Below are 12806 nucleotides of genomic sequence, written 5' to 3'. Positions count from 1 at the left end.
ACGCAAGGTAAATTTTGTTACACGTTTAGACTATAGATTTTGGGCTTCGCGCAATTATTTGACGGCGAACTACGCTTTTTGATCGGTGAAAGGAGTTGCAGAACTTTTCGTAAAAAAATCGATACAACCCAGGCGTATCTTTTATTTTATTGAACCGTAAAATCTCCTTTCAGCCGGACATCATCAGATGAGCTACCCAACATTAAGGTAAAATCTCCAGGCTCAAGCACCCAATTCATCCGTTGGTTAAACAGTTTCAAATCTTCCGCATTCAATTCAAACTCCAGTTCTCTTTGTGCCCCGGATTTTAATGAGAAACGCTTGAATTTCTTCAGCTGTTTTACAGGAGTTACGACAGAGCTCACTTTATCTACCAGATACAACTGAGTCACTTCATCGCCATCTCTTTCTCCAGTATTCTTAACATTCAGTTTTACTTTAACCAATAAGTTATCTTGTGCTCCCGAAACCACAATATTCAAATTGCTATATTCAAAAGTGGTATAGCTTAATCCATATCCGAAAGGATATAATGGCCGGTCATCCACTTCTACATAACTATGATTTGCAGGTTTCTTAAGGTTGTAATATACCGGAAGCTGTCCTACTGATTTTGGAATAGAAAGCGGTAATCTTCCAGAAGGATTGTAAGCTCCGAACAAAACATCGGCAACTGCATTTCCGCCTTCTTGTCCAGGATACCAGGCATCTACAATAGCATCCACATGATCCGCAGCCCAGTTCAGGTTTAAAGGCCGACCTTTGATCAGTACCAGGACTACCGGAGTCCCTGTCTTTACGATGCGTTGAAGCAACTCCATTTGCCTCCCCATCAGATCCAGAGTAGACCGGTCAAATCCTTCTCCGCTTTCCATGTCACTTACACCAACATCGGCAACCTTTACCTGTGCTGCACCGGTATTCAGGTATTCCGTTTTAAAATCTCTCGCACTTGATCCACCCAAAACGACAACTGCGACCTCTGCATTCTTCGCCAGTTCGACTGCCTCAGTCATACCAGCTGAGCTCGTATCTCTGATGGCACAACCTTTCGCATAGTCAACCTGAACTCCCTTTCCTACCTGTGCTTTGATCCCTTCCAGAACGGTCACTACTGCATTTTCATCCTGGGGGGCGGTATAATCGCCCAACTGATTATATAGGTTATCGGCATTGGGTCCAATTACTGCAATCTTTTTAAGGTTATGATTTAGCGGAAGGATATTGTTCTTGTTTTTAAGTAAGACCAGAGATGCACTCGCCACTTTTCTTGCCAAGGCCACATGCGCCTCATTTCTCACTATTTTTACTGCTTTTTGAACATTCACATAAGGGTTTTCGAAGAGCCCCATTTCAAATTTAATCCGGAGCACCCTTGCTACTGCGGTGTCCAAAGCACTTTCGGCCACTTGTCCTTTACGAAATGCATCGACTAATGCCGGCCCATAACCATAGCCACTCAGATCAGCATCTAGTCCGGCATTGATCGCCATCGCCGCCCCTTCCGTTGCATTCGCAGCTACATGGTGACTGCTCACTAGACCAGATATGCTTCCTAAATCTGAAACAACAAAGCCATTAAAGCCCCATTGTTTCCTCAACACATCGGTAAGGAGAAAGTGATTTGCAGAGCAAGGAATTCCATCGATAGAGTTGTAGGCCGTCATCACTGATTGTGCCCCCGCCTTTACCGCCGCTCTAAATGGGGGCAAATAAGACTGAAACAACTCTCGTGCTCCAACCGCTACACTACCGCCATTATGACCTCCTTCAGGAACTCCATAAGCCGTAAAATGCTTCAGTGTGGCCGCGATATTGATTCCACTCTTTAAATCATTTCCCTGAAAGCCTTTCACCATTGCTTCACCCATTCGACTATTGAGTACTGGATCTTCTCCATAAGTCTCCTCTACCCTTGACCACCGTGGTTCGCGGGCCAGATCCAGAACCGGACCATAGCCGATATGAGCACCCTGAAGACGTGCTTCCAGTGCTATGGCAGCCGCCATTTCCTGAATCAGATCAGGATTCCAGGTACTGCTTTGACCTATAGAAGTAGGAAAAACGGTAGTTCCAATGGCCATATGTCCATGCGGACATTCTTCTGCCAGTAGCATTGGAATATTTAGCCGGCTATTTTCTATTGTATATTTCTGAATGGCATTGGTTGCTTTGGCGGCCAATCCAGGAGTCAATCCGGTTAGTAACGTCTTTTTCGTCCAGGGATCAGCTCTCAACGTCGCCCATAACATTCCGGTATGTTGCACCGCTAATGCTTTTTTAAATTGATCGCTAACCGTGACGGTACTTCCGGCCTTACTGTACATATCCCAGCCGAGCAATACCGAAACCTGGCCCACCTTTTCTTCAAGGCTCATCCTTCCAAGAAGGTCTTTAATTCTTAACGCCGTCGGAACTGTTGCATCTTTATAGATCGGTTTTTTCTGAGCAATGGCGGATTCAAAACAGATTATTGTCAGGGCTACAGAGAGCAGTCCTATTCTGGAAACTTTGTTCATGTGTTTAAGGTTTGCTGGAAAAAGAAAAGGCAAGCGCCGGTGATCCTGCAGGAACACCTTTTGGCAAGAACACTTTAATTGTCGCATTCTCTTTTATCCACTTTACATTTTCACCAGTTTGCAAAAATTTAATCTTACTTCCTTTTATAGGTTCATTACCAGTCCAGGAAACGGTAGATGGCAAAGATTCGCCTTCCTTTATGCAAATCAACGCGTATTTTGTTTTAGCGTCCTTGCTCTGTGTAAACCAGACATTGCCATTGTGATAATCTTTAGTGATTCTCGTTTCATAAATTGCCTTGCCATTTTTGTTGACCCAGGTTCCGATTTCTTCCAAACGGTTAACTACCTCATCGGGCATCGTACCATCTGGTTTCGGTCCTACGCCAAGCAAGAGACTCCCTCCTTTGGCAGTAATTTCAATCAGGGAATGAATGACAGTTGCAGCCGACTTGTACTGATCATTTGCAACAAATCCCCAGGCACCACCCAGCGTCATACAACTTTCCCAGGGATGATCCAGTTGTTGTTCCGGAATCCGTTGTTCAGGAGTCTGATAATTTTCATAAGGACCATGAACCGTCCGGTCTACGATTAGCAATCCAGGCTGCGCTTTACGTCCCATTGCGGCAATCTTTGGCATGTCGATGTCCTGGCTCCAGGCTGGGATTGCAGCTCCCCAGGCCCGCACTTCATCGTTTACGGTTTCCAATGGACGCACCCATCCTCCGTCAAGCCAAAGGATATCAACAGAACCATAGTTGTTCATCAATTCAGAGATCTGATTAAAGGTTTGTGTTTTGAATTTATTCCATCTCCATGGGTTCTTTTTAATGTCGTAATTATTATTACGATCGGCAGTTGCATATTTAGACCACCAATAGTATTGGGAATGCCAGTCTGGTTTAGAGAAATAAGCACCGATCATAAAGTCCTGCTTTCTGAAGGCATCAAAAACAAATTTTGCAGCGTCCGCTTTTGGATTTCCTTTAAAAGGACCATTGGAAATTTTGAAGTCACTCTCTTTTGTATCAAACATATTAAAGCCGTCATGGTGTTTTGTGGTAAACACCAGATATTTCATACCTGCAGATTTACCTGCTTTTGCCCATTGATCAGGATTAAAGTTGACCGGATTAAATTGTTCACTTAAGCCCCAATACCATTTCTTATAATCTTCATAAGCAATAGTACTGTCTCTGGAAATCCAGTCTTCCGAACAAAGGTTCCAAGACTCCATAATTCCGGGTACAGCATATAATCCCCAATGGATGATCATTCCAAATTTCTGGTCCTGCCATTTTTCAAGTTTTTTCTTCACCAAAGGATCCGAAGGCCATTCATAGGTGCTGGACTGGCCATGAACATTGGGTTGGCCAAAAGCAGTCATTTTTAACAATAAAACGACTGCAATAAGTAAGATAGGTTTATTCATTTTGTGTGGTTGTATCTGGTTTAAGATTGATTACCGGAAAAGTTCGGCCTAACAACGATTGCGACATAGCATTGAGATAAACCCTTTTAGTCGTCCATTACTAAGCTGTCCGGGAAACAAAAGTCCTAAGATATGTAAATTTATTATACATCTGAAGAATGAAAACAGTGCTCCTGAAAGGATAAATTTATCCAGATAAAAGAAAAGCTCCGAACAAATTGTCCGAAGCTTTTCTTTAGATCAAAATAATCTGTTTTTAAGGCTAGATCACAATGTTTACGATACGGCCTTTCACCACGATTACCTTTTTAGGTGTTTTTCCTTCCAGGTATTTTTGAACCTGTTCATCAGCCAAAACTGTTTCTTCAATTTCCTTAGGCTCTAAAGTCAGACTTAAGTTCAGGTTTAAACGTGTTTTACCATTAACCGATACCGGGTAACTAAACTCATCCTCCACCATATAGGCAGGGTTGAATTCAGGATATTTCACGTATGATAAGCTACCCGCCTCATGTCCCAGATTCGCCCAAAGTTCTTCACAAATGTGAGGAGCATAAGGTGACAACACAATTACAAGATCTTCCAATACCTGACGATTTTTACATTTCAGGTCAGTCAGCTCATTCACTGCAATCATAAAGCTGGAAACAGAAGTATTAAAGGAGAACCTTTCCACATCATCCTGCACTTTTTTGATGATTTTATGCAAGGCTTTCAATTCCGCTTTTGAAGGCACAGAATCGCTAACGTTAAATACCCACTCTTCATTGTGGAACAAACGCCAGAATTTGCGAAGGAACTTAAACACGCCTTCGATTCCATTGGTATTCCAAGGTTTGCTTTGCTCCAATGGTCCCAGGAACATTTCATACATCCTTAAAGTATCGGCGCCATAGCTAGAGATCAACACATCCGGGTTCACTACATTGAACTTGGATTTTGACATCTTCTCTACTTCCACTCCGCAGATGTATTTCTCGTTTTCCAGGATGAATTCTGCATCTGCAAATTCAGGTCTGAAAACTTTAAACTTTTCAATATTTAAAATTTCATTCTCTACAATGTTTACGTCAACATGCAGTGCTGATGTTTTGTATTCTTTTCTTAGTCCATAAGACACCAAAGTATTTGTTCCTCTTCCCTCTTCGTCTACCACACGGTATACAAAATTACTTCTGCCCTGGATCATTCCCTGATTGATCAGTTTTTTGAAAGGTTCTTCTTCAGTTACATGACCAAGGTCTTTCAGGAATTTATTCCAGAAACGGCTATACAATAAATGTCCGGTCGCATGTTCTGCACCTCCGATATATAAATCAACATCTTTCCAGTATTCGATAGCCTCTTTAGAAGCGAAAGCCGATTTGTTTTTCGCATCCATATAACGATACCAGTACCAGCTCGACCCGGCCCAACCTGGCATAGTGCTCAGTTCATATTCATATTGATCATCATAGCTCCAGTCTTCGGCTCTTCCCAATGGTGGTTCGCCGCTTTCGGTAGGTAGGTATTTGTCAATTTCAGGAAGCATCAAAGGCAATTCTTCTTCATTGATCAGGTACGGCAACCCATCTTTAAAATATACCGGAATTGGCTCTCCCCAATAACGTTGGCGCCCGAAAATAGCATCCCGCATGCGGTAATTCACTTTCGCTTTACCTACTTCCTGTTCTTCCAACCAGACATTTAAAGTCTGTGTTGCTTCTGCATAGTTCATTCCGTTAATGAAACCGGAATTAATGTATTTACCCTCTTTCGTTGAATCCGCCTGGGTATCGATGTCTTTCTGACTATCCAGGATCTGTACGATCGGTAATTTGAAATTAGTAGCAAATAACCAATCGCGCTGATCTCCACTAGGTACTCCCATAACCGCTCCGGTTCCGTATCCTGCCAATACATAATCGGCAATCCACAACTGGATTCTTTCTCCACTTACCGGATTAATCACATAGCTTCCGGTGAAAGCACCAGAAACTGCTTTAACATCCGCCATACGGTCGAGTTCAGACTTCTTCTTAGTTTGGGCAATGTAATGATTCACATCATCCAATTGCTCAGGAGTAGTCAAACCGATTACCAGCTCATGTTCAGGAGCGAGTACAAGATAAGAAACGCCGAATATCGTATCCACACGGGTGGTAAAAACTTCAATATAATCCTGACTAAGCGCAGCTATCTTTTCTGAAGGCTCGATCTTGAAACGAACGCTGGCCCCTACACTTTTGCCAATCCAGTTGCGTTGCATTTCTTTTACCGGTTCCGGCCAGTCTACTGTATTTAAGCCTTGCAACAAGCGCTCTGCATAAGCAGAAATCCGCATGCTCCATTGCATCATTTTCTTTTGCTCTACCGGATGGCCACCACGTTCTGAATAGCCGTCTTTCACCTCATCATTCGCCAATACCGTTCCCAATGCAGGGCACCAGTTGACGGTACTTTCTCTTAGATAAGTTAAGCGGTATTTTAGTAATTCTTCCTGTTTCTCCTCATGGGTCATTGTTGCCCAGTCTGTTGGTAAGAAAGACTTTGTATCTTCATCACAAACGGCTTTCACATCTGCACTTCCTGAAGCATTAAACTTTTCTAACAGACTAGTAATGTCTTCTGCACGATCTGTTTCCAGGTTATACCAGGAATTGAAAAGTTGCATAAAAATCCATTGCGTCCATTTATAATATTCGGGATCACTGGTCCGCACTTCTTTAGACCAGTCGAATGAGAACCCGATTTGGTCTAATTGTCTCCTGTAAGTATTGATGTTTACTTCTGTAGTCAGGGCCGGATGTTGTCCTGTTTGTATGGCATATTGCTCTGCAGGCAAACCGAAGGAGTCGTATCCCATTGGATGCAATACATTATATCCTTTTAATCTTTTATATCTGGTAAATATATCCGAAGCAATATAACCTAGTGGGTGACCAACATGTAAACCTGCTCCGGAAGGGTAAGGAAACATATCCAGTACGTAAAACTTAGGTTTAGAAGATTGCTCTTCTGCTTTAAACGTTTGATTTTGAGCCCAAAACTCTTGCCACTTTTGTTCTATTTCTTTAAATTGATAATCCATTACAGCTATGCCTTATATATAGCGCGAAAATAAGGAAATAAAGATGGGATCAGAAACCCTTTCTTAAATACCTAATTTACCGAACAAAAAATGGCGTGGTGATTTGTTTTCCGGGGCATTATAAATGCTGTGACGACCAGAGACCAGGAACGCAATCACACAGGCAATACTTACATAAACCCAACAGGAAACACCAAACAATTCAAATGCCATGATACAACAGGCAAGAGGTGTTTTTGCAGCTCCGGCAAATACTGCGACAAATCCCATTCCGGCGAGTAAACCAACCGGTAAAGGCAGAAAAACAGATAGTGCGCTGCCCAATGTCGCACCGATAAAAAATAATGGCGTCACTTCTCCTCCTTTAAAGCCTGCGCCAAGTGTGATGGCCGTCAACAAGATCTTCAAAGCGAAATCTTCCGTTTGGGAGGCCTGACTAAAAGCATCCACAATTACCCGAATTCCTAATCCAATATATTGACGTGTTCCCAATAAAAGTACAAGAAGCAGCACGATTAAGCCCCCGATAAATGGGCGTAGCGGTGGATAATTTAGCTTTTTGAAAGCAGTCGAAAAAAAGTGAGTAAGCCTGACAAATAAAACCGCAGCAACACTAAAAGCGATCCCGGAGAGGATGCTGTAGACAATACCCATCAGTGAAATGGAAGGGATTACAGGGATTTGATAATGCGTATGGCCCACTCCCCATATTTCCGTTACATAGGCACCTGTAAAAGCTGCAAAAAGGGCGGGGAATATGGCCTTTTGAGGAATTTGACCAAGTAACAATACTTCAATTCCAAAAACTGCTCCCGCCCAGGGCGTTCCAAAAACAGAAGCAAAGCCTGCACTCAATCCTGCAATCAGTAAGATGCTACGGTCAGCAGAGGACAACTGAAAAGGTTTGTGCAATTGATCAGCAGTTGATGCAGCCATTTGCAAGGCCGTCCCCTCTCTTCCAGCCGATCCCCCAAACAAGTGAGTGATGACGGTGCCTAATAAAACAAGTGGTGTCATTTTAAAAGGAATTACATCTTTGGGGTTATGAATCGTATCGAAGATGAGGTTATTTCCCCGCTCCACATTTTTTCCGCGATGGTGATATAATAACCCAACCAGCAATCCGGCTACAGGCAGGAAATAAAGCAAGTAAGAATGAGCCTCCCTAAAATCTGTGGCCAGGTTTAATAAAGTCAGAAACAACGCAGATAGTGTCCCCGCAGCCAAACCAACTAATAAGCTGAGAACAGTCCATTTCAGGAGATAATGCAATATTGAATTTCCATTGAGAAACGCTGGTATAGTCGTCAAAAAATTAGAGTTGCTATCTTTTTCTCCCATAAAAAAGCCTGAAACAATGGGCACAGGCTGAGGGCAAATATAGAAAAGGCTGTCCATAATATCGTTGAAACATTTGAACAGCCTTTTCGTATGGGCTATCTCGTTAAGAAATATTTCCTTGTTTCTTTCGGACTGGCGCCGTTCACCGTAGCTGTAAATTCAAACTTATTGTCGGTAATGGTGTTCACCTCAGCATTAAGTAATTTTCCAGACAACAATAGATTAATGTTAGCAGTTACTAAAACAGCATAAGTTCCCAACGTACGTTCTGTACCAATATTTACCTCTACCTGGTCATTTTCATCGTTTCTGAATTCAAAAAAATCAGCAGCAATACCGGTATAGCTCTCCATCGGGGCCCCTTCAATAGTTGTTTCTACTTTGGCTACCTGCCACTTCCCTTCTATTTTCTTTTTCAGTGATCTTTCTGCCCCTGTTTCTTTCTTACATCCGGTTCCAATTCCTGCGATGATCAATAAAACCATAGCAACTAAAGTAATTTGTTTTTTCATAGGTGATTCTTTGTTTTGTAACTATTTATTCACATTATTTTCTCCAAAAGTCATGGTAGCTTCCTCCGGATACTTGCGTTTTCACATAAAAACAACGCTCAAAATCGCCTTTTGGTACAAAAATGTTACACAACACTTACTTAAAGAAGATAATTAAGCGTCTTAAATTGGACTTAAAGTATCTTCAATAAACTATTTTTAACGATAATGCGTTGTAGCATTAAAGATTAAAAAGGGATAAAGGGCCATAATTTTAAATTAGTTGCTTATATTTTTTTATTTTCGCAAAACATAAAAACAAATACATGGAAGAATTTGAAGTAAGCGATGCTTCTAAGAAGACAAAAACCATTTATATTTCTACTATTTTCAGCATAGCATTGGTACTACTAATGTTGGGCATGTTGGGATTGATATTAGTTCATGCTAAAAATCTTTCCAACTATGTTAAAGAAAATATTGTGTTGAACATTATTGTAGACGAGGGCGCAAAGGAAGCAGATGTGTTGGCTTTTCAAAAAGAGCTGAACGCCACCCCTGCCATTAAAACCACACAATATGTAAATAAGGAAATGGCGGCAAGAAATCTGACTACTGACCTGGGTGAGGATTTTGTGAACTTCTTAGGTTATAACCCTTTACTTTCAACCATAGATGTTTATCTAAAAGCGGATTATGCCAACAACAAAAGCATTGATGCCCTGAAAGCTAATATCAGTAAAAACCCGGTGGTAAAAGAAGTCATCTATCAAAGTTCCTTAATTGATATGGTGAATAAGAACATCAATACCATTGGCCTGATCATTTTAGCCTTTGCAGCGATTTTACTGATCATTTCTATTGCATTGATCAACAACACCATCCGTCTTGCTATTTACTCTCAACGCTTCTTAATTAAGAGCATGCAACTGGTAGGTGCTACCCGGAACTTTATTCGCAAGCCTTTCATTTTGCTTGCCGCATTACACGGGCTGATCGCGGCTTTTATTGCCATCTTAATCCTTTTGGGGATCTTATATTATGCTCAGAGAGAGATTCCTGAAATCGTCATCTTAAGAAATTACACTGAATTCGGCATCGTTTTACTAGGCTTAGTAGGTGTCGGTATCTTTATAACGGCCATCAGCACCTCCTTTGCTGTCAGCAAATATTTACGTTTAAAAATTTACGACCTTTACAGATAATGATAGAGAAAAAAAACACTCCTGTAAATCAGGAAAGCAAATCGGAACTTGTATTTACTAAAAAGAACTATCAATTGCTATTGATTAGCATTGCGATTGTTGTGCTTGGTTTTATCCTGATGATCGGTACAACAGACATTTACGATTTCAGAAAAACCTTATTGGCACCAATGACCGTTCTATTTGGATTCGGATTTGGCGTTTATGCTATTCTAAAAAAATAAAGCTTTAATGAATTATTTACAAGCCTTTATTCTCGCAATCATTGAGGGGATAACTGAATTTCTACCGGTTTCATCAACCGGCCACATGGTTATTGCAAGTGCGATCATGGGAATTGGGAAAGATGAGTTCGTTAAACTGTTTGAAATCGCAATCCAGCTAGGCGCAATCCTTGCGGTTGTCGTGCTTTACTGGAAAAAGTTTTTTGACTTCAGTAAGTGGCAATTTTATGTAAAACTGATTATTGCTGTAATTCCAGCACTTATTTTCGGCAAATTGCTAAATGATTTCATTGATGAAAAATTGGGTAATCCAATATTTATAGCTGTAATTTTATTAATTGGAGGTGTTATTCTCCTGTTTATTGATAAAGTATTTACAAAGCCAGAAATTCACCATGAGGCAGAAATCACCAATATGTCTGCTTTCAAGATTGGCTGTTTCCAGGTTTTAGCGGTTGTATTTCCAGGATTAAGCAGAAGTGCTGCTACTATTATCGGAGGAATGCAACAGAAATTAAGCAGACATGCTGCTGCTGAATTTTCATTCTTTTTAGCCGTACCTACAATGTGCGCAGCAACGGGGTATAAACTATTTAAAGGATATCATTTACTAAATGCGGAGAATGTTAAAATCCTTCTTTTCGGTAACCTGATTGCCTTTATCGTTGCAATTATTGCGATTAAATCATTTATCGGATTTTTGTCTAAACATGGATTCCGTGTTTTTGGCTGGTATAGAATCATTATAGGTGTGGTGATCCTTGTCTTATATTATTCAAATATTCCGCTGCACGTATCCTGATACAAAAACCATTGTGCTTCCCAGGTTACCATTAAATCTTACAAAGAAAACGTATTAAAAAGCGTGTACTGAAATGACAGAGAGTGAAAACATATTAAATACGAAAACCTTTCCAGACTTTAATTTTGCTGAAGGCGAATTATTACTCATCAATAAACCCTATAAATGGACCAGTTTTGATGTAGTAGGAAAAATTAGAAACTCCCTAAAACCACTGAAACTTAAAGTGGGACATGCGGGGACATTAGATCCTTTAGCTACAGGCCTTCTAATTCTCTGCACAGGCAAATTAACCAAGCAAATTGACACCTTTCAGGCAGAAGAAAAAGAATATACAGGAACCATGATTCTGGGTGCTTCAACACCTTCTTTCGACATGGAAACCGTTGTTGATCAGGAATATCCTCTGGATGGCATTACAGAAGAAGCCATTCATGCAGCCACTGCACCTTTTACTGGCGACATCCAGCAATACCCACCGGCTCATTCTGCAGTAAAAGTAAATGGAGAGCGCCTGTATGTAAAAGCACGCCGTGGAGAAGAAACGGAACTACGTTTAAGGTTTGTCTCAGTACCAACCTTTGAAATCACAAGGATTGCACTTCCAGAAATAGACTTCAGAATCGTTTGCAGCAAAGGCACCTATATCAGGTCTTTAATTTCAGACTTTGGAAAACACTTAAACAATGGTGCCTACCTCTCCAAATTAACCCGTACCCGCAGTGGAAATTTTCTTCTTGAAAATGCATTTGAAGTAACAGACTTAGTCAACTATCTTCGCAATAAAAGAGAACTGGCAAATCCGACTGAACCTCAATCTTAATTCCTATGCAAAGCCACTTCAAAAGCAAAAATGCAAGGTCGTTAAAAGACTTCCTTTTGATTACATGTGGCATTGTTTCGGCCTGTTTTGGCTTGAAAAGCTTTTTAATTCCAAATCATTTTATTGATGGAGGCGTTACTGGTATTTCACTACTGATCAGTAGCCTGACAGGATTAAAACTATCCTATCTGATCATTCTGATTAATATTCCATTTATTATACTTGGGTTTAAACAGATCGGTAAAGGGTTTGCCATAAAGACCGCTATCGCCATTTTAGCACTTGCGGTATTCTTAATCGTATTGCCTTTCAAACCAGTTACCGATGTACCGTTATTGATTGCCTTTTTTGGTGGGTTTTTCCTTGGTGGAGGCATTGGCCTGGCCATGCGTGGTGGTTGCGTTATTGACGGAACAGAAGTACTTGCGCTTTATATCAGTAGAAAAAGCATGCTTACGGTAGGCAATATCATCCTGATATTAAATATCATTATCTTCTCTTTTGCTGCCATTTTTCTTGGCGTAGAAACTGCAATGTATGCGATTCTGACCTACCTCTCTGCTTCCAACACCATAGACTTTGTGGTGAATGGACTGGAGCAGTACACCGGGGTAACGATCATTTCTGATAAAAACGTAGAAATAAAAGAATACATCATCGAGAAGATGAAGCGTGGCGTCACCATTTATAAAGGAGAGGGTGGCTATGGAGTAAAGAAAGACATTGACATTTTATATACGGTACTGACCAAGCTGGAAATGGGGAAACTACAAACTGAAATCCGAAACATTGATCCGGATGCTTTTGTAGTCCAGCAACAAATTGCAGACATAAAGGGTGGAGTGGTATTAAAGCGCCAGTCCCTGCATTAGTCAAATTTTAAAACCGATAAGGTT

Annotated in this window: 10 protein-coding genes; 5 read left to right on the top strand and 5 right to left on the bottom strand. The window is 40.9% G+C overall.

Translation table 11 applies throughout. The features are described 5' to 3' along the window. Positions 1 to 146: 146 nt before the first annotated feature. The 5 genes from AAFF35_RS01860 to AAFF35_RS01840 form a co-directional block, all read right to left on the bottom strand. On the bottom strand, positions 147 to 2519 hold the full coding sequence (locus AAFF35_RS01860) for a glycoside hydrolase family 3 N-terminal domain-containing protein (RefSeq protein ID WP_342330619.1): 2373 nt from the start codon (positions 2517 to 2519) through the stop codon (positions 147 to 149). Between the two features lie 4 nt (positions 2520 to 2523). After that, on the bottom strand, positions 2524 to 3954 hold the full coding sequence (locus tag AAFF35_RS01855; RefSeq protein WP_342330618.1) for an alpha-L-fucosidase: 1431 nt from the start codon (positions 3952 to 3954) through the stop codon (positions 2524 to 2526). 262 nt (positions 3955 to 4216) lie between these two features. Then, a complete protein-coding gene (gene leuS, locus AAFF35_RS01850; protein ID WP_342330617.1) occupies positions 4217 to 7024 on the bottom strand; it encodes a leucine--tRNA ligase in 2808 nt (935 codons plus the stop codon). 63 nt (positions 7025 to 7087) lie between these two features. After that, positions 7088 to 8335 carry a chloride channel protein gene (locus AAFF35_RS01845; protein ID WP_342330616.1) on the bottom strand — a complete coding sequence of 416 codons (1248 nt, stop codon included), beginning with the start codon at positions 8333 to 8335 and terminating at the stop codon, positions 7088 to 7090. A gap of 125 nt (positions 8336 to 8460) precedes the next feature. Then, positions 8461 to 8877: a hypothetical protein gene (locus AAFF35_RS01840; protein ID WP_342330615.1), complete on the bottom strand. Its 417-nt coding sequence runs from the start codon at positions 8875 to 8877 to the stop codon at positions 8461 to 8463. Positions 8878 to 9182: 305 nt separating this feature from the next. On the opposite strand from AAFF35_RS01840, the gene AAFF35_RS01835 reads away from it, so the two are divergent. The 5 genes from AAFF35_RS01835 (at position 9183) to AAFF35_RS01815 (ending at position 12782) form a co-directional block, all read left to right on the top strand. After that, a complete protein-coding gene (locus AAFF35_RS01835; RefSeq protein ID WP_342330614.1) occupies positions 9183 to 10061 on the top strand; it encodes a permease-like cell division protein FtsX in 879 nt (292 codons plus the stop codon). Then, positions 10061 to 10285 carry a DUF3098 domain-containing protein gene (locus AAFF35_RS01830; protein WP_073229664.1) on the top strand — a complete coding sequence of 75 codons (225 nt, stop codon included), beginning with the start codon at positions 10061 to 10063 and terminating at the stop codon, positions 10283 to 10285. Before AAFF35_RS01835 ends, AAFF35_RS01830 begins: the two co-directional genes overlap by 1 nt. Before the next feature lie 7 nt (positions 10286 to 10292). Continuing rightward, positions 10293 to 11087 (top strand): undecaprenyl-diphosphate phosphatase, encoded by a 795-nt coding sequence (locus tag AAFF35_RS01825; protein ID WP_342330613.1) that lies wholly within the window; start codon positions 10293 to 10295, stop codon positions 11085 to 11087. A 73-nt stretch (positions 11088 to 11160) separates the two neighbouring features. Continuing rightward, positions 11161 to 11910, top strand: a complete 750-nt coding sequence (gene truB / locus AAFF35_RS01820) for a tRNA pseudouridine(55) synthase TruB (protein WP_342330612.1) — start codon at positions 11161 to 11163, stop codon at positions 11908 to 11910. A 5-nt stretch (positions 11911 to 11915) separates the two neighbouring features. After that, on the top strand, positions 11916 to 12782 hold the full coding sequence (locus tag AAFF35_RS01815; RefSeq protein ID WP_342330611.1) for a YitT family protein: 867 nt from the start codon (positions 11916 to 11918) through the stop codon (positions 12780 to 12782). Positions 12783 to 12806: the final 24 nt, after the last annotated feature.

The organism is Pedobacter sp. FW305-3-2-15-E-R2A2 (assembly GCF_038446955.1).
Taxonomy (GTDB): Bacteria; Bacteroidota; Bacteroidia; order Sphingobacteriales; family Sphingobacteriaceae; genus Pedobacter.
The sequence above is the reverse complement of the archived record's forward strand: the minus strand, read 5'-3'. Positions and strand labels throughout refer to the sequence as shown.